Origin of the sequence: Flavonifractor hominis, from assembly GCF_040095835.1 — a bacterium.
GTDB classification, from domain to species: domain Bacteria; phylum Bacillota; class Clostridia; order Oscillospirales; family Oscillospiraceae; genus Flavonifractor; species Flavonifractor hominis.
The window spans coordinates 39805-57988 of record NZ_JBBMFT010000008.1 but is presented as its reverse complement, the minus strand read 5'-3'; the positions used below and the strand labels follow the sequence as shown (position 1 = coordinate 57988).

18 protein-coding genes are annotated in these 18184 nt (G+C 57.9%); 6 read left to right on the top strand and 12 right to left on the bottom strand.

Annotated elements, in window-relative coordinates:
- Positions 1 to 31: 31 nt before the first annotated feature.
- The 9 genes from WMO45_RS11440 to WMO45_RS11400 form a co-directional block, all read right to left on the bottom strand.
- Entirely contained in the window at positions 32 to 892 is an 861-nt protein-coding gene (locus WMO45_RS11440) for a DUF3298 and DUF4163 domain-containing protein (protein WP_349140908.1), read from the bottom strand.
- A gap of 3 nt (positions 893 to 895) precedes the next feature.
- Positions 896 to 1378, bottom strand: a complete 483-nt coding sequence (locus tag WMO45_RS11435) for a sigma-70 family RNA polymerase sigma factor (protein WP_349140906.1) — start codon at positions 1376 to 1378, stop codon at positions 896 to 898.
- 92 nt (positions 1379 to 1470) lie between these two features.
- Positions 1471 to 1950: a DUF4358 domain-containing protein gene (locus WMO45_RS11430; protein ID WP_349140905.1), complete on the bottom strand. Its 480-nt coding sequence runs from the start codon at positions 1948 to 1950 to the stop codon at positions 1471 to 1473.
- Positions 1947 to 2888 carry a GDSL-type esterase/lipase family protein gene (locus WMO45_RS11425; RefSeq protein ID WP_349140904.1) on the bottom strand — a complete coding sequence of 314 codons (942 nt, stop codon included), beginning with the start codon at positions 2886 to 2888 and terminating at the stop codon, positions 1947 to 1949. The genes WMO45_RS11430 and WMO45_RS11425 overlap by 4 nt, the downstream gene beginning before the upstream one ends.
- Positions 2889 to 2916: 28 nt before the next feature.
- The gene (locus tag WMO45_RS11420; protein ID WP_349140902.1) at positions 2917 to 3615 is read right to left on the bottom strand and encodes a YjjG family noncanonical pyrimidine nucleotidase; all 699 of its coding nucleotides are present in this window, start codon (positions 3613 to 3615) and stop codon (positions 2917 to 2919) included.
- 12 nt (positions 3616 to 3627) lie between these two features.
- A complete protein-coding gene (locus tag WMO45_RS11415) occupies positions 3628 to 4086 on the bottom strand; it encodes a threonine/serine exporter family protein (RefSeq protein WP_349140901.1) in 459 nt (152 codons plus the stop codon).
- Between the two features lie 4 nt (positions 4087 to 4090).
- Positions 4091 to 4864 carry a threonine/serine exporter family protein gene (locus tag WMO45_RS11410; protein WP_349140900.1) on the bottom strand — a complete coding sequence of 258 codons (774 nt, stop codon included), beginning with the start codon at positions 4862 to 4864 and terminating at the stop codon, positions 4091 to 4093.
- A 233-nt stretch (positions 4865 to 5097) separates the two neighbouring features.
- Positions 5098 to 6183: a tetratricopeptide repeat-containing glycosyltransferase gene (locus tag WMO45_RS11405; protein WP_349140899.1), complete on the bottom strand. Its 1086-nt coding sequence runs from the start codon at positions 6181 to 6183 to the stop codon at positions 5098 to 5100.
- A 137-nt stretch (positions 6184 to 6320) separates the two neighbouring features.
- Positions 6321 to 6932, bottom strand: coding sequence for a hypothetical protein (locus WMO45_RS11400; protein ID WP_349140898.1), 612 nt, complete (start codon positions 6930 to 6932; stop codon positions 6321 to 6323).
- A 243-nt stretch (positions 6933 to 7175) separates the two neighbouring features.
- Here WMO45_RS11400 and WMO45_RS11395 point away from each other — a divergent pair, with 243 nt between their 5' ends.
- The 6 genes from WMO45_RS11395 (at position 7176) to WMO45_RS11370 (ending at position 13888) form a co-directional block, all read left to right on the top strand.
- Complete coding sequence (locus WMO45_RS11395; RefSeq protein WP_349140897.1) at positions 7176 to 7853, top strand: response regulator transcription factor; 678 nt, start codon at positions 7176 to 7178, stop codon at positions 7851 to 7853.
- A complete protein-coding gene (locus WMO45_RS11390; protein ID WP_349140895.1) occupies positions 7846 to 9054 on the top strand; it encodes a sensor histidine kinase in 1209 nt (402 codons plus the stop codon). Before WMO45_RS11395 ends, WMO45_RS11390 begins: the two co-directional genes overlap by 8 nt.
- A gap of 137 nt (positions 9055 to 9191) precedes the next feature.
- Complete coding sequence (locus WMO45_RS11385; RefSeq protein WP_349140894.1) at positions 9192 to 10172, top strand: ABC transporter ATP-binding protein; 981 nt, start codon at positions 9192 to 9194, stop codon at positions 10170 to 10172.
- Positions 10169 to 11032, top strand: coding sequence for an ABC transporter permease (locus tag WMO45_RS11380; protein WP_349140893.1), 864 nt, complete (start codon positions 10169 to 10171; stop codon positions 11030 to 11032). Before WMO45_RS11385 ends, WMO45_RS11380 begins: the two co-directional genes overlap by 4 nt.
- The gene (locus tag WMO45_RS11375) at positions 11032 to 12486 is read left to right on the top strand and encodes a GldG family protein (protein ID WP_349140891.1); all 1455 of its coding nucleotides are present in this window, start codon (positions 11032 to 11034) and stop codon (positions 12484 to 12486) included. The genes WMO45_RS11380 and WMO45_RS11375 overlap by 1 nt, the downstream gene beginning before the upstream one ends.
- Complete coding sequence (locus WMO45_RS11370) at positions 12473 to 13888, top strand: DUF4340 domain-containing protein (RefSeq protein WP_349140890.1); 1416 nt, start codon at positions 12473 to 12475, stop codon at positions 13886 to 13888. The genes WMO45_RS11375 and WMO45_RS11370 overlap by 14 nt, the downstream gene beginning before the upstream one ends.
- 69 nt (positions 13889 to 13957) lie before the next feature.
- Here the strand turns inward: WMO45_RS11370 and WMO45_RS11365 are convergent, their stop codons facing one another.
- The 3 genes from WMO45_RS11365 to WMO45_RS11355 form a co-directional block, all read right to left on the bottom strand.
- Entirely contained in the window at positions 13958 to 15913 is a 1956-nt protein-coding gene (locus WMO45_RS11365) for a M56 family metallopeptidase (protein WP_349140888.1), read from the bottom strand.
- The gene (locus WMO45_RS11360) at positions 15904 to 16299 is read right to left on the bottom strand and encodes a BlaI/MecI/CopY family transcriptional regulator (RefSeq protein ID WP_349140886.1); all 396 of its coding nucleotides are present in this window, start codon (positions 16297 to 16299) and stop codon (positions 15904 to 15906) included. The genes WMO45_RS11365 and WMO45_RS11360 overlap by 10 nt, the downstream gene beginning before the upstream one ends.
- Positions 16300 to 16445: 146 nt before the next feature.
- Positions 16446 to 18119, bottom strand: a complete 1674-nt coding sequence (locus WMO45_RS11355) for a recombinase family protein (protein WP_349140885.1) — start codon at positions 18117 to 18119, stop codon at positions 16446 to 16448.
- Positions 18120 to 18184 lie beyond the last annotated feature (65 nt).

The following is an 18184-nucleotide window of genomic DNA, read 5'->3' as shown; positions in this document are numbered from 1 at the left end:
CGGCTGTCGGTCAGACAGCCGGGGCCGTATTTTATTGGGGAGAAGGGATCGGGATCTCAAATTCCTGTTCTCCCATATAACCGGGAGCGATCTCATATTTTTCAAAGACCACGACGGGGTTGCCGGCCTCATTGAGATAGAAGCGCTGGTCATCGTCAATGGACTGGAAGCCGCCGGCGTCGGGGGAGAAGTAGACGTTGTTGGGATTCTGACTGCGCAGTTCGATCTCTTGGCGGACCGTCTCGTTGATGATGCTCTTGTAATCGGGCCCCAGCAAATCGGCCAGGGAGAGCTCCCGCCCGGCTTTCAGATCGATGTTATAGGTGTAGACTTCCGTATAGGCGCTGGCCAGGGTCTCGGTTTTGGTAATGACAAAAGAGAGATACTGGTCGTTTTGACACTTGATCTCGTAATCCACATCAATGATGATAGGCATGAACTCATCGGGGTCTCCGCCCGTCTCCACAAAGGCCTGTTTGGTCTCTTTGGCCCGTTCTTCCGCTTCCTGCAGAACTTGGTCGATGCGGGTCTGGATCTCGGTATTGATGCATTGATCCAAGTCTGTATCCCCTGGCAGCTCCAGGGCAGGCAGGCGGACGTCAATCAGATGGTCCCGGTCCTCCACAGTATATTCCGTTGCAGTAAAGACCCGGGCAAGATCACCCAGAACGGGTACGGCGTATACAGCCTGGGCAAAGGTGGGACTGGCGTTGATGAGTAGTACAAAGCAGGCGCATCCAGCCAGAGCGGCGCCCAGGCTCCGGCGGGCGGCACGGCGGCGGGTCCGAGCCCGCTGGCCGGTACGGATGGCAGAGGCAACGGCAAACTCCAGATCATCGGGCAGGGGGGTATTTTCATAGCGCTCTCGGGCGTCTTGCCAGGGGTCATGCATGGTTCATTCCTCCTCGGTCAGCTCGCGCAGCTTACGCAGACTCTTATAGAGCCGGGATTTCACAGTGTTTAGATTGATGCCGGTCACCTGGGCGATTTCTTCCAGCTTCATATCCTGAAAAAAACGCAGCCGGATAATGGCCTGTTCCTTGGGATCCAGCCGCTCAATGGCGTCGTACAGATCCAGCCGTGCTCCGTCGTCCCGGAGCGGGGCAGGGGTGTCCAGCAAGGCCTCTTCCAGAGGGACCAGGCGCTTGCTGTGCCGGTAATAATTCATGCTCTCATTGAGCAGAATGCGGTAGAACCAGGTTTTAAGGAACTCAGGCCGCCGCAGGGAATCCGATTTGCTCAAGGCCTTGACAATGCTCTCCTGCACCACATCCAGAGCAGCATCCCGATTTTTGACATAGCTGTACGCCAGACGGTAAAAATCCCCCTGGTTTGCCACAATATAATCGGTCAGCTGCTGATGGATGCTGTGTTCCACGGCCGGGGCGCTCCTTCCCTGCTTCTGTTTGTTAGACGGAGCAGCGGGTCAAAAAGTTGAAAAAAAGTGCCGGAAGCCCGGCACTTTTTTGCTTATTCACCCATCCCGTCCAGAACATCCAGGGCCGCCTGATTGTCGGCAGCCACTACCATAAGCACGGTGTTGCCGTTTTGCTCCAGAATGGCGTTATCCAGCTTGCTAACCTCCTCAGGCTGGTAGTTCTCCAGGGCGGCCTTCTGATCGTCGATGCGCTGCTCCAGACCGGCCAGGGCAGCGGCGGCGGTGTCCTCATCCTTCAGTGCGATCACCGCCAACTCCTCAGCGCCAGCGGAGAGAGAACCGTATACCGCACAGTCGGTAATGCTCTCCGGGTCCAGTCCGTACAGTGTGGCGGCGGTGTCCTGGTCCAGCTGGCTGAGCGTCTCGCTGAATGCGCCGGAGTCCAGCAGTGCCTGGGCCGTGGAGGCCGGATCATAGCCGGAAGCCGTGTTCCCGTTTCCGCCGCCGCAGGCGGTTAGGGTCAGGCAAAGGGTAAGAATGGCCGGGATCAGCCGGATGATAATCTGCTTCATGTTTCATTTACTCCTTCTGCGGCGGCCTGTCCCGCGGCATAGGCGTCGGGATCCACGGTGTGTTCCATCAGGAAGGCCAGCCAGTTTTCATACCAGGTTTTTGTAAAGTGCACCCCGTCCACCGTGGCGTCGGCGGGGAGTATTCCGTTTTCATCGGTGAGCGCATCGGCCACGTCCAGCAGGACCACCTGATACTCCTGGGCCAGCTGGGGGAAAATGGCGTTGTAGTCGGCCACCCGGTCATTATTGACATAGCTGGGCTGGTTATTGGCCGCACACTGTTCGGCGTTGACGGGGACCAGGTTTTCCAGATAAATAATGGCGTTGGGCTGAAGGGCCTTTACCTGAGCCAGAAATTCCCCAAAGGTATTGTGGAATGCGTCGTCGTTGAAGTATCCCAATTCGTTGATGCCCAGGGAAATGTAGATCTTGGCATATTGGGGCCCCTTCTCTAGGGCTTCTACCACGGTATATTTGGTCCCGTTCAGTTCCACGACCTTGCGGTTGTCCATTTCAAAAATAGTCAGACCTTTGTAGCAGTAAAAGTCGGCACCTTTAATACCGCTGTACAGCCGCAGTCCATCGGTACGGGAGTCGCCGATAAACAGCGCATCGGAAAAATAATCCATATCCACCTTTTCCGAGGCTGGAGCAGGCTGAGTAAAATCAAATACGTCCGCCGCTTCTGGCGTGGGTTCCGGCGTAATTTCCGGCGTGGGTTCCGGCGTGAGAGTAGGAGTGGGCTCGGGTGTAAGTACGGGTGTGGCAGAGGGGGAGACATCGGCGGAGGCGGGCTCGCTGCCGTCCGGCGCACGACCCAGACTGGGGATAAACAGCAGACCCAGGCATACGGCCAGGGCTGCTACCAGCAGAGGCAGCTTCCAGGTACGGGAGCGTCTGTGTCTGCGGCGCTTGGGCTGATAACGGGGAGAGGACAATGTGGACACCTCATTTAGCATTTGAATTTCAAAGGGGATCGGAGAGAATAAGCGCCTGAAGGGCGGAATAGTCAGCCACTTCCCAGGTGGGGACGTGGGAGGGATCGGCGGGAAGGTGGCGGGGGTTATACCAGGCAGCATCGGCTCCCGCATCCAGGCCACCCTGGACGTCGGTGAGCAGATTGTCGCCGACTACCAGTGCCCGGCGGCGGTCGGCGATACCCATAGCGTGGAATACAGGGTCGAAGAAGGCGCGGCTGGGTTTGCTGGCTCCCACCTCTTCGGAGATGAACAGCCAGGGGATAAGTCCGTGCAGGGGAGAGCGGTCAAAACGTCCCCGCTGAGCCCGGGCCACACCATTGGTGACGATGGCCAGGGTGCAGTGAGGGGCAAGCGCGCGGCAGAGGTCTTCCGCTCCTGGCAGCAGGAACGCGCCCTCTCCCAGATGGGTCAAATAATCCCGGTTCAGCGCTTCCGCATCGCCCGGACAACCCAGAGCCCGCAACAGAGCGGCAAAGCGTTCCACCACCAACCATTCCCGGCGCACCTCGCCCCGGTCAAAACGGGCCCACAGTCCGCGGTTGATGGATACATAGAGCGCCTGCGTTTCCGGCCCGGCGGGCAGACCGTGTTGGTTCAGCGTGCGCAGCAATGCCTCGTGTTCGGCCCGGTCAAAATCAAACAGGGTGTTGTCTGCGTCAAAAAGAATAAAATCATAGCGGGGCATAAGGCGCTCCTTTCAAGGCCGGGACTGCCGGTTTTTATGATCACTGAACAGCCGCACAAAGGAGGCCACCAGGAGCACGCCTACTGCCAATGCACCGGCCATTCCCAGTGTGTGCAGCAAAGATGCCAGGAACAGGTCGGTCTCGCCATTGAGGGCGTGTTCCATAGTATAGTAGATGCCGCCCCCGGGTACCAGGGGAAAGAGTGCCACCAGCAGATAACTGGTTACCGGACACTTGCGCAGGCGGGCCATGATCTCTGCCCAGGCGGAAATCACCAGCGCGGCCAGAAAAGACTGGATGATGTCGCTGTGCACCAGTGGCGCAGCCAGCAGGTAGCACAGCCACCCCAGCCCGCCGCCACCGGCACAGATGAGCATGCCGATGCCGTGAATGTTGAAGAGCATGGAAAAACCGATACAGGCCAGGAAGGCATATATGCACGGCATAAAGTACAAGATCGTTTCTCTCATCGGTTCAGCCTCCCACCAGCATTCGGGTCAAGCCCAGTGCCAGTGCGGTGCCCAAGGCGATGGCCGCGCCGATCAACAGGGCTTCGGCTCCCTTGCTGATACCTGCCACCATATCACCGGCCATGATATCCCGCATGGCATTGGTCATGGCAATACCCGGTACCAGGGCCATGAGAGCGCCAATGATAATCCGATCCAGATTCTGTCCCACGCCAAGGGTAGTCAGAGAAATGGCAACCAGGGCCGACAGCGCACCGCCAGCCATGGTCTTAAAAAACAGGTTGGCCCCAAACCGGGACATGATCAGCAGGCTCAGACAAATCACCATACCGCAGATTCCGCCGCAGATTCCGTCCAATAAGGTGCCGCCATAAAACAGGGAAAACATTCCGCAGCCCAGGAAATGGGCAGCCAGCTGACCTGGTATGGAATAGGTGCGGTGGGAGCGGCGAATCCGGGCCATCTGTTCCATAGCTTCCTCAAAGGGAGGCGTTTCCCGGCACAGACGGCGGCAAAGGTTGTTATACTGCTCCAGCAGATCAATGTCGGTACCATGGGCCGGCATGCGTCGGATCTGGGTCAAGGGATGGCCCTGAGGGGAGGTCAGGCTGACAATGATGCAGTTGGGGATGGCAAAAACCTCCCCCTGTTCCGCCCCATAAGCCTGGAGCAGACGACTGATGGACTCTTCCACCCGGTAAATCTCTGCTCCGCTTTCCATCAGCCGGAACCCAACTTCGCTGACCAGGCCCAACAATTGATTATAATCGGTCTCCACGGTGGAAGACACCCGCCTTTATTATCTGGAATAGACGACCCTCCTCTCTTTTTCCGGCTGTTCCACAGACGCACAGGTAAAACAAAAAGTTGTCGAAATTCATGCTGCCTGTAAAAAAAGAAAAAGAGAAAAAGAAAATGGGCCATACAATTTAATCCTATCATGAATCAGCCCCTGTGTCCAGAAAAGGACTGCCTCCCCAGCGGGGTTTTTTCGCCTGCGAAGCAGCAGAGTTACTGGCTGGCTGCCATCGTTCGGAGCAGGGCAACATTGTCGGTCAGCCGGGGGTCATTGGGAGAAAGTGCCAGAGCATGTTCTGCTGCGTCCAGGGCCTCGGCTGTACGGCCGGTGTGGAACAGCCCCAGACAGAGGAGATCCCAGGGGAGACTGCCCCAGGCCGTTTCCTCACAGAGATAGCTGCGGGGCGGCCGGGAGATGGAAAGGGCACGCCGGGTCAGATAAACGACCCCGTCCCACTCCTCACGCTGGTAGAGTAGCTGGGCCAACTCCACATAGGGCTCCCGCAAGTGAGGCGCTTCTCCGATGGCACGCCAAAACCAGCGCAGGGCGGCTTCGGAATCTCCCAGTCCTTGCCAGGCGCGTGCCAGGTAGCGCATGGAAGCGCATCGCTCTTCGACCCAGATGGAGGAGGGAAGTGCCAAGTGACGCTCCAGCGTGTCGATGCAGTCTGTCCACCGGCCGTAATACAGGTATTCTCTTCCTAAATAGTGCATTGCACGGCTGTCTTCAGGAGCTTCGGCTGCCCACTGTTCCAGCAGAGGGAGGTATTGTCCCCGGGATTTCGATGGATCGGGATGGTGGTCCAGCTGTACGCCCTCCGCGTCCACAAGGTATTCGGGCCCCCAGCCGGGCAGACGCTGGAGAAATTCATGGACGGGGGCGTGCCAGCGATAACCGTGGCGGGTGTGGACTTTATCGCTCCAAAATACAGTGCCCTCTGAGCCGTCCGGGCGGAAGCTCCAGGTGTAGCGGTAACGCATCCGGGTGATTCCCGGCCGCCAGGCGCGCTCCAGTGCGGCACGCCAGCCGGGGTGAAAGCATTCGTCCAGATCGGTGCAGACACAAAGGTCTGCATCCTCGGGGACCAAGTCCAGGGATCGATTGCGGGCGGCGTCAAATCGCCAGGGAGACACCGACTCCCGTGTCACGATTGCTCCAGCGGCGGTCAGGCGTTCTGCTGTATCGTCTTCCGAACCGGTATCCAGGACGTAGACGCCGTCGGCCTCTCTCATGGAGGCCATCCAGGTTGCTACATGGGCGCTCTCGTTTTTACAGATGGCGTAAACATAGATAATCATGCCCTGCTCCTTTCTATAAAATGCGGAGGGCGGCGCCGCCGCGCCGCCCTCATGGACCGCTCTGTCAGGACTCCAACAGCCCAGCTGCGCGCAGATTGGCCAACAGCTGGTTGAAGTTGGTGACAATATCGGTTTCGCTAGTGGCATTTGGAACTGCCGCTGCGGCTGCAACTGTACCGCTGGGGCCGGTGGGACCAGTGGCTCCGGTAGGCCCGGTGGGACCGGCAGGTCCGGTGGCTCCGGTAGGCCCGGTGGGACCGGCAGGTCCGGTGGCTCCGGTGGCTCCGGTGGGACCGGCAGGTCCGGTGGCTCCGGTGGCTCCGGTGGGGCCGGTGGGACCGGTGGGACCGGCAGGTCCGGTGGCTCCGGTGGGCCCGGTGGGGCCAGTGGCTCCGGTAGGCCCGGTGGGGCCGGCAGGTCCGGTGGCTCCAGTGGGCCCGGTGGGACCGGCAGGTCCGGTAGCTCCGGTAGGTCCGGTGGCTCCAGTGGGCCCGGTGGGACCGGCAGGTCCGGTGGCTCCAGTGGGCCCGGTGGGACCGGCAGGTCCGGTAGCTCCGGCAGGTCCGGTAGCTCCGGTAGGTCCGGTGGCTCCGGTGGCTCCGGTAGCTCCAGTAGCTCCAGTGGCTCCGGTAGCTCCAGTGGCTCCGGTGGGCCCAGTGGGGCCGGTGGGACCGGTAGGTCCGGTGGGGCCTACCGGACCGGGGATGGGGCAGCAGGGCGGTGGACAGGGAACACAACCGCAGGAGCAAAGCTCCGGTTGCGCGTGGACCCGGTTCATGGAACATTCGTCCGAGCGGGGCACGCCCGTATGAGACAAGTGGAATTCTGCCACGTGACATTCTCCCTTCCAGGCAGGATCGCGGGGAAAGTCTCCCCGCATCCTATCTTATGCCCCTGGCCGGCTGATGTGCAGGTAAGACTGACGCGTGCATTTTCAGCCTTATTTCAGCAAACTGCGTTATGATAGCACCAAGAAAAAGAGGTGAACGGTATTGAAAATCCTGATCATTGAGGATGAAAAACTCCTGGCCGATTCCATTGCCGAACTGCTCAAGAGCAAGGGGTTTGAAGTGGAGGCCGTTTATGATGGAGAGAGTGGAGCGCAGTATGCGGAGCTGGGGATTTATGATCTTTTGATTCTGGATGTCATGATGCCCAATCTGGATGGTTATCAGGTGGCGCGGCAGGTGCGTTCCAAGCATCTGGGAACACCTATTTTGATGTTGACGGCCCGCTCCGGACTGGAGGACCGGATCACCGGGCTGAACGCCGGAGCGGATTACTACCTGACCAAACCCTTTGATATCCGGGAGCTGCTGGCCTGCATCAACGCCCTGCTGCGGCGTCAGGGTGCCCAGGTGGATGAGGTGACCTTTGGCAATACCACGCTGGATCTCTCCTCGGCCATGCTGCTGTGTGGGGAAAACCGCGTTCGACTGTCTGCAAAGGAATTTGATATGATGCGTGCGCTGCTTCAGAGCGGAGGGAAAAATATCTCCAAGGAAGCGCTGCTGGCCAAAGTATGGGGATATGATTCTGATGCGGTGGATAACTATGTGGAGGTCTACATTGGATTTCTGCGCAAGAAGCTGGCCAGTATTGGCTCCAATATCCGTATTGAAGCCATTCGCCGGTTGGGCTATCATCTGGAGGTGAACGGAGATGATTAAGCGCCTGCGTTTTAAATTTGTGTTTGTGAACATGAGTATCGTGGCGCTGCTTCTGTGTGTCATTTTCGGACTGATTTTTTATTTTACCGGGGCAAATCTGGAGCGGGAAAGCATCCAGATGATGCAGAACATTGCCAGCCAGCCAGTGCAGTTGGGGACCCCCAGTGAGCTGGATGAGCAGGTGCGGCTGCCCTTTTTTACCCTTCAACTGGGCCCCCATGGGGAACTGATTTCCACCGGCGGGGGCTATTATGATCTATCGGATGACGTCTTTCTGGATCAGCTCATTGACATGGCCTTTGCCTCCCCCAAACGGCTTGGGGTGATTCAGGAATATAACCTGCGCTATTACCGGGTGGACACGCCCATGAGCCAGTGCCTGGTGTTTGCCGATATCTCCAGTGAGAAGGCCACGATGGATGGGCTGATGCGCACCTGCCTGTTTATTGGCGGGGTGAGCTTTGTGGCGTTCTTATGGGTGAGTATCCTGCTGTCCAAATGGGCGGTGCGGCCGGTGGAGCGAGCCTGGAAGCAGCAGCGGCAGTTTGTGGCGGCGGCCTCTCATGAGCTGAAAACGCCCCTGACGGTCATCCTGACCAATGCGGAACTGATGCAGGAGCCGGGGTACGACGAGGAAAAGCGGGAACGGTTTCTGGAAAGCATCCTCACCATGTCCCGGCAGATGCGCCGGTTGATCGAGCAGATGCTGGAGCTGGCCCGGGCCGACAGCGCCGAGGCGGAGCAGGCCTTTGCGCCAGTGGAACTCAGCCGCCTGGCGGCTCAGGCGGCGCTGCCGTTTGAACCGCTCTATTTCGAGCGGGGCCTTACCCTTACCCTGGACATTGAAAAAGAGATTCAGGTGATGGGAGATCAGGCCCAGCTGCGCCAGCTGATGGAAATTCTGCTGGACAACGCTCATAAGTATTCCAGTCCTGGCGGGACCACATGGGTGAGCCTGCGGCGGCGGGGGAAGGGGCGGTGTGTACTCCAAGTGGCCGATGAGGGCGCCCCCATCCCAGAGGAGGAGCTGGGACAGATCTTTAAACGCTTTTACCGCGCGGATCCGGCCCGGAGCCGCACGGGAAGTTTCGGGCTGGGGCTGTCCATTGCCGAGAGCATTGTGCGGCAGCACCACGGGACGATATGGGCCCAGAGCAAAGACGGGATTAACACCTTTTTTGTGGATCTTCCCTGCGCCTGAGGGTGCGTTTGGAAACCAGGGCGGCACACAGCTGATGTGTGCCGCCCTGGTTTTGTTTTTTAACAGGCTTTCAGCGTCCTTTCAGCGAGAGTGATTATAATGGCCTCGATGCAACACCACCAACAAGGAGGTCAACCATGATCACAGTGGAGCACTTAACCAAATGTTATGGTGATTTTATGGCGGTCAACGACCTGTCCTTTGAGATCGAAGAGGGACATGTATACGGGTTTCTGGGCCCCAACGGCGCCGGCAAATCCACTACCATGAACATCATGACGGGCTGTCTGTCCGCTACAGCGGGACACGTGCACATCGACGGCCACGATATTTTTGATGAACCCGGTGAAGCCAAAAAGCTGATTGGCTACCTGCCTGAGCAGCCGCCGCTGTATATGAACGAGACGCCCGAGGAGTACCTGCGTTTTGTCGGAGAGGCAAAGGGACTGCGGGGGGCGGAACTGGAACGGCAGATTAACTCGGTGATTGAGCAGACCCGGCTTCAGCCTGTGCGCCGCCGATGCATTTCGGCGCTCTCCAAGGGCTACAAGCAGCGGGTGGGCATCGCCCAGGCTTTGTTGGGCAATCCCAAGGTCATCATTCTGGATGAGCCCACGGTGGGGTTGGATCCCCTTCAGATCATCGAGATCCGGGAGCTAATCCGCCAGCTGGGGCAAGATCATACGGTTATCCTCAGTTCCCACATCCTCTCTGAGGTCCAGACCATGTGTGAGAAGATCCTCATCATCGCCAAGGGCAGGCTCATCGCCTTTGATGCGCCGGAAAATCTGGAGCGGCAGCTGCTCTCTCCCAGCGAGATTACCCTGACTGCTGAGACCACCGCCGACGAGGCCCGGGCCATTCTGGAGCAGGTGGAGCATATTACGGAGATTACCGTGGAGGAGGCCCAGCCTCAGGGGGTGTGCGTGCACCTCAAAACAGATGGAGCGGATATTTATGCCGTCTCCCGCTCGATCTTTTTCGCTTTTGCCAGACAGGAAACGGCTCTGTTGGAGATGACGCTGAAGAAGGCCAATCTGGAGGACATCTTCCTGGAACTGACCGAGCAAAGCGAGACGGCCGGTGAGCCGGCGGAAAGTGAGGCGGAAGACGCATGAGCGCGGTATTGAAACATGAACTGAGAAGCTACTTCCACTCCCTGACGGCCTATGTCTTCGGGGCGTTTCTGCTGGCCTTTGTAGGGGTGGGCGCCATGCTCTACAACCTCCAGGCAGCGGTGAGCAATTTTGAATATGTGCTCAGCTTCGGCAGCCTGGTGTTCGTGGTCATTGTGCCTATCCTGACCATGCGGGTCATCGCCGAGGAACGGCGCCAGAGGACCGACCAGCTGCTCTATTCTCTGCCCATTACCACCACACAGGTGATTCTGGGCAAGTATGTGGCGCTGCTGATCCTCTATCTCATTCCTCTGGCCATTATCTCCATTTACCCGCTTATCTTTGCTCAGTTTGGTGAGGTGTACCTGCTGACCTCCTATGGCTCGATTCTGGCCTTTTTCATCATGGGAGCGGCTCTGATTGCCCTGGGCATGTTTATTTCTTCCCTGACCGATAACCAAGGCCTGGCGGCCGGCATCGGCATCGCGGTGATTTTGTTCAATTACTACAGCGTCAGCCTGTCCGAGTATGTCTCCTCCACTGCCCTTGGCACCATCATCGCCCTGCTGGTGCTGATCCTGGTGCTGGGTGCCATTGTGCGCTTTATGACCAAGAATGAGAACCTGGCCTATGGGGTATGCATCGCGCTGACGCTCTGTGTCATTGTGCTGTACCTGCTCAACGGGTCGGCCTTTGAGGGACTGCTGCCCGATATTATGACCAAGCTGTCCCTGTTTGAGCGATTCAATGGGTTTGTCAGCGGCGTGTTTGATTTGACGGCCATCGTCTACTATGTCAGCGTGATCGTCTTTTTCCTGTTCCTGTCGGTCCAGTCCCTGGAAAAAAGGAGGTATAACTGATGAAGAAATCCAAGCTTCCGGAGCGGACGGACAGAGCGGGGCACAATCGCATTGCGTTCCAGGGCGGTTCCTACTCCCTGGCTATGACTGCGGTGGTGCTGGCACTGCTGATCGTGCTCAACATCCTGGCTGGCGCCCTGCCTACCACTTTGACCAAATATGATATCAGCTCCACCAAGCTTTACTCCATTACCAGCAACACCAAGGTGGTGGTAAATGCACTGGAGGAGGACGTGACCATTTACTGGATCGTGCAGTCGGGGGAAGAGGACCAGGTCATCGAGAACCTGCTGGGCAAGTACGAGAGCCTGTCCGACCATATCCAGGTAGTAAAAAAGAATCCCGACATTTATCCCACCTTTGCCGAGCAGTACACCGACGAAACGGTGGACAACAACAGTCTGGTGGTAGAGTGCGGAGATCGCAGCCGCTTTATCGGCTATGACGATATCTATGTCTATCAGTTGGACCTGGCCTCCAGCTCTTACAAGACCGCCTTTGACGGAGAGGGGGCCATCACCTCGGCCATTGACTATGTGGTGAACGAGGAGCAGCCCCAGCTCTATGTGCTGGAGGGCCACGGTGAGGCCGAATTGCCCTCCACCTTCAGCGAGCAGATCGAGAAGGAAAACATTGAGATGACCACCTTCTCCCTGCTGACAGTGGACGCTGTGCCCGAGGAGGCCGACTGTGTCATGCTCTATGCCCCGTCCAGCGACATCTCCACCGAGGAGGCAGAGATGCTCTCCGACTATGTAGCCGGTGGCGGAAAGCTGCTGGTCATGGCCGGCCCTGTTGAGGATGCATCGCTGGACAATCTGTACAGCCTTCTGGCAGACTACGGTGTGACGGCCAACGAGGGAATCGTGGTGGAAGGAGACCGGGAGCACTACGCCTTCCAGTCGCCCCTGGCCCTGATGCCCGACATGGCTGAGAGCGATATGACCGATTCGCTCATGGAAGAGCACTATTTCCCCATCCTGCCTGTTGCGCAGGGCCTGACCATTGGGGAGAATGAAACGGATGCCACGGTAACCGCTCTGCTCACCACCTCCGCCGACTCCTTCAGCAAGGTGGCCGGGTATGACCTGGACACCTATGAGAAAGAGGAAGGAGATATTGATGGGCCCTTTGCTCTGGCGGTATCGGTTGACTGCAGCACCGGCGGCCAGATGGTCTGGTTCTCCTCGTCGGCGTTCCTGGAGGATATGTATAACGCCTATTCCTCGGGAGCCAATGTAAATCTGGGTATGAATGCCCTGTCCTCTCTCATTGGGGAGAGTGAGGCTATGGCGATCCGCAGCAAGTCGCTGGACTACAACTATCTGACCATCAGCGAGTCCACTTCTTCTCTGCTGAAGGTATTGATGATCGGCGTGTTCCCGCTGGTGTATCTGGGCATCGGCATCGGTGTGGTAGTGAGAAGAAAGGGGTTGCAGAATGAAGCGGTATAAGCGCATTTATCTTCTGCTGGCCGTGCTGGTGGTCGCCTGCGCGGTGACCTTCGGCGTGAGCCGGTACCAAGAGCACAAAGAGCAGATCAGCAACAGCGACCAGGTGGTGCTGGAGATCCCCACCGATTCCGTCCAGTCCCTGTCCTGGGAGTACGACGGGCAGAGCCTGGCCTTCCATCGGGAGGACGGTGTCTGGGTCTACGATGAGGATGCAGCCTTCCCGGTGGATGAAGACAAGATGAGCCAGATGCTGGAGCGGTTTGCATCCTTTGGCGTGGCCTTTATCATTGAGGAAGTGGAAGATCTGGGGCAGTACGGACTGGACGACCCGGTATGTACCATTGAGATCACCACCGAAGAACAGAACTATACGGTCCAACTGGGCGACTACAGTACCATGGACTCTCAGCGCTATGTCTCCATCGGGGATGGAAATGTCTACCTGGTTCAGGACGATCCGCTGGACGACTTTGACGCGCAGCTGAGTGATCTCATCGCTCAGGATGATGTGCCTTACTTTGAGCAGGCCAATCAGATTACCTTCTCGGGCAGCGAGAATTATACCATCACCTACGAGGAGGACGGCGCGGACACCTATCGGGATTCTGACGTCTACTTTACCGAGGTGGATGGGGACCACGTGCCGCTGGATACCTCCCGGGTAAACAGCTACCTCAAGAACCTGAGCTATCTGGACCTGACCCATTATGTGACTTATAATGCCACCGAGGAGGCCATCCAGGGGTGTGGGCTGGACGATCCGGAACTTATCATCCAGGTGAACTATACCACGGAGGATGAAGAAGGCAACGAGAGCACCCAGGACTTTACCCTGAGTGTCAGCCGCGACCCGGATCAGCTGGCCGAACTGGCGGAGCAGAGCGGGGAGACGGACGAGGAAGAGGATCCCGAGAGCATCACGGCCTATGCCAGAGTGGGTGAGTCTCAGATTCTCTATCAGATCACGGGTGAAGAGTATCAGCAGCTGATGGCCGCCGCATACGACGATCTGCGGCATCCTGAGGTGGTCCCCGCCGAGACTGAGGATATCAGTCAGATCGATATTACGCTGGAAGGGGTAGCGTATACCATTACCTCTGAGGGCTCCGGCGAGGAGCGGACTTACTCCTATCAGGAGCAGGAACTGGATCTTACGGATCTGGAAAGCGCCCTGCAGGCCCTGCAGGCTGACCGCTTTACCGACGAGGAGCCCACCCAGAAGCAGGAGATCAGCCTGACGCTCCACCTGGATCTGGAGGGAGAGCCCACGGTTTCCATTGAGCTCTACCGTTATGACGGCAGCGACTGCCTGGCAGTGGTGGACGGTCAGCCCGTCTGCCTGGTGGCCCGCAGCAGCGTGGTGGAACTTATCGAGGCGATCAACGCTATCGTGCTTAACTGACCGAGACAAAGCAACGGGCCACCCCCGAGGAGGGGGTGGCCCGTTTTTTCTTGCCTGGTCCGGAGAAGGTCACATGGACTGTCCCCAGGTGCGGACCAGTTGACACAGGTCAGTGTCTTCCACACAGAGCGTAAGAGAATAGGGTGTCTGACTGAGATAAATGGACTCGTTTTCCGGATTTTCCGAGTGGAACAGGTAGGTGACCTGTCCCGTCAGGGAAAGCAGGACCGTATCGCCCTCCGCTGGAGCCTCCAACACGGCGGTCTGGGGGGAGGAAGAGCCCTCCAGCGTGTAGTGTACCGTCAGGCGGAAGGCGGGGGCCCAGGTCTCTGCGTCGGTTTCCGGCGCATAGGCCGCACCGTTCAGGGCCTGGGCCAGAGCGGCGGCATCCGCGCCACCCGTCTCGGACAGATCTGCCGCCTGAATGCCGGCGAGCAGTTCTGCGGCCGTGGGTACCGCCGCCTGAGCGGTCATGGCGTTCTGGTAGGACAGCAGATTTTCCAGCAGACTCTTGTTCGGGTCCCGGGTGAAGCCGTCCCTCTCCAGAAACCACAGATCATCCTGAAGCACCCCCAACCGCTGGAAGGTGGAGGACAGCTCTGGGTCGGTATTCAGCAGCAGGGTGCTCTGGGCCAACCAGGCGTTGACCTGCTCCATAAAAGCAGCCAGGGCCCGGGCGTCAAAGGAATTGTCCTCAAACATAAAATTGAGCCCGAAGGATACCGAGTCCTCGTCCACCACGATCTCGCCGCCGTCTCTGTCCAGATAAAATACCCGGTAGGCGTAGGTGGCCTCTCCGCAGTACATGGTGGGCGTATACTCCATCAAACAGTCACCGTCCCCGGCCTGGGTGAGAAACACGGCCTTCCAGCCCGGGTGTGCGTCGGCGGCCTCGGTGGACCAGAGAAGTTTGGAGGCGGCCGTGTCCGCGCCGGAACCCGCAGGCTCCTCCACCCGCAGGGTGTAGAGACCCTCTTCGGTGTGCAGCAGGATCTGTTCGGAGACGCCATTGCGGTCCAAATCGCAGGCCACCGAACGGTCCGGGTCCGGGACCGGTCCGGCTGTCTGCTCCGGCCGTGCCGCTCCTGTAAACGCGCAGCATGCCGTCAAGGCTGTCAGCACTATGGCGGCGGCTGCCGCCCACAGCAGCTGCCGGGGAGTACGGGCGATGCGCCGGATGCGCTCATGCAGCCCGTGCTTGCCGCTGTTCATGGTGGTGGCGCAGGAGAACAGGTCGCCCGGATGGGGCGGCGCGGTGATCAGGGCCAGAAGGGTCTCCCCGTAAGCGGTCCGCTCCCCATCGCCCAGGCGGCGCAGGGTGCCCTCGTCACAGGCCAGCTCCCCGTCCCGACGGGACAGCCATACCGCGGCCCATACCAGCGGGTTCCACCAGTGGACCGCCAGAGCCAGAGCCCGCAGGGCGCTCCAGATATGATCTCCATGGCGGTAGTGGGTGCGCTCGTGGGCCAGCACATGCCGCAGCCGGACGGGGGAGACAGCCGTTTCCGGTGTCAGATAGATGGCGGGGCGCACCAGTCCAAACAGGCAGGGGGAGGGGAGGTCCCCAACGGTGTATACGGCAGGTGTGCAGGCAAGGTCCACCAGTTGCCGCGTCCGGCGTATCCGCCGGGCAAAGCGCAAATTGGACCCCAGCAGCACCAGGGCGGTGCAGACGCTCCCGGTCAGCCAGAGCGCCGCCAAGATCCGGGCGGGAGATGGGGCCGGCTGTGCCGGCTCCGCCGGAGCAGCGGCGTCCTCCGTCATAGTCCCGGCAAAACCACCGCGCTCCGGTTCTGCGCTGGCGGACGCCTGCACTGGTGCAGAGGAGCTCTGGACCGGTCCGGTGTCGGAAGAGGCCGGGACCGTGACGGAGAACAGAGGGGCCGGAATCAGCAGACGCAGCAGCACCGCCGCCCACAGCGCATACCGCAGCCGGGCACTGATACGCCCGCCCAGTGCTGCCCGCAGCAGCAATACTGCCAGGATAAGCGCGCAGGAGGAGACGATCCACTGTATCAGGAACATGGCGGCTCCTCCCGATCTGCGTCAGCCAGAATGGCCCGCAGCTGTTCCAGGTCCTCCTGTGTCAGCTCCTGCCGCCGGGCCATGGAGCTCATCATCAGCCCAACGCTGCCCTGATAGACGCGCCGCAGGAAGCTCCGGGTCTCGGCCACCACGGCCTGCTCCTGATCCACGGCGGGGACATAGAGTTTGCCGCGGCCGGCGCTCTGGCTGTGAATCAGCCCTTTGTCCTCCATGCGCCGCAGGGTGGTAATGGTGGTGCTTTTGCTCCAACCAACCCGATGCTCCAGCTCTCCCACCAGCTGCATGACGCTCTGGGGGCTTTTTTCCCACAGACAGGCAAGCACGTTCCACTCACTACCCGTCAACCGTACGGCCGGTTCGCCCATGACAATTCCTCCTTGGTTTACATTGTAGACCTATCTGACGCCATGGTAGCATAAATGGTTTACAATGTCAACCAAAGAGAAGAAAGAAAACGGCCGGCGCCTCCTGTCAAGGAAGGCGCCGGCCGTTTTGAACCGAACCGAGAGGGTTACTGGGTAAGCAGCACCACCGATTCGACTTGTGTATCATTGTCCAAACTTATTTCCATATCTTCCTCTATGATCGGCAGCTTGAATTTGATGGATTTCAGCCATTGTCCGTTGGGCTTCCGTTCCTCAAAGATATGGATTTCGGAGATCAGCGACTCCATAAGCTGTCGGCGTTCCGCATCATCCATCACGGCGTACAGCTTGTCAAAGTAAATCAATACTTTGTAGATATTATCGGCAGTCAGCTTTTCCGCTTCGATTGCCGTTTTCTTTGCTCTGGCTTCAATCAGCAGAGATTCCGTGTCCTCGATCTTATCATACATCTTGTAAAGGCGATCATCAAGGTCTGCCTTGCGTTTGATGTAGTGCTTATCGTCGGGGTCAAGGGTGTCAATTTCCTCAATCAGTCTTGACTTGATGGAATAGCTCTGACGAAGCTGCTTTTCATAGTTAGCGATCTCCTGCTCTATAGCGGAGGTATCCACCTTCATGCTGATTTTCTGCTGCATCAAGGCGGCAAACTTCGGATTGCTCACCAGCTTGGTAATAACCTCTGCCACAGCGGTTTCCAGTAGTTCCTCATGGATTTGCTTCTTATAATCGCATTTATGCCCACGGGTCATAGTGCGGTGCTTGCAGCCATAGTAGTAGAAATCCTTGTACTTCGTGCCGTCTGCCTTGTGTTTGACACTCTTGTTACCGTACATTCCCGCACCGCAGATCGGACATTTGAGCAAGCCTGTCAGCAGATGCACCTTGTTATCCTTGCCGTGGTTGACCTTTTCGTACTTCTTTGCCTGTGCAAGCAGCTTTACCTGTGCGTCATGCCAGAGTTCTTCGGAAACAAGCGCTTCATGCAGACCATCGACCAATAGATAATTGTCCTGTTCCACAAGGCGATAGTCATTTCTTGTGCCATGCACCTTTTCCGTTCTGCGTCTGCCATAGGCGATCTTGCCGCAGTAAACAGGATTTTTCAGTATCCTGCGAATCAGAGCCGCATCAAACAAAGGATTCTTACCGTTCTGCCGTTGTATTTTCCCGATTCCGTGATTGGCGAGGTATCGGGCAAGCCCGTTTGCGCCCATATCGGTATGCACATACTTATCAAAGATGATACGGATTGCTTCTGCTTCTTCCTCATTGACGAACAACTTGCCCTTTTCAAGTGTGTATCCGTAGGGAGCAAAGCCGCCGTTCCATTTACCCTCACGGGCTTTCTGGATTCTGCCCTCCATCGTTTGAACACGGATGTTCTCACGCTCGATCTCGGCAACCGCAGACAGAACGGAGATCATCAGCTTTCCTGCATCCTTGGAGGAATCAATGCCATCCTCAACACAGATAAGATTGACACCGAAATCCTGCATCACTTGCAGCGTGGACAGCACATCCGCCGCATTTCTGCCGAAACGGGAGAGCTTGAACACCAGCACATAGGAAACACCGTCCTTGCCGGATTTGATGTCCTCCATCATGCGATTGAATTCTAATCTGCCCTCGATGGACTTGCCGGATTTACCGGCATCCTCATACTCACCGACAATCTCATACTCATTGTATTCGGCAAATGCTTTCATTCTGGCTTTCTGAGCATCCAGAGAGTATCCATCCACCTGTATCGTGGTGGATACTCTCGTATAAATATATACTTTTATCTTGTCTTTTTTCATATCGTCATCCTCATTCGTGCCGCCGTATGCAGCACCGTTATGTAACCCCTACTCCGAAATCACTC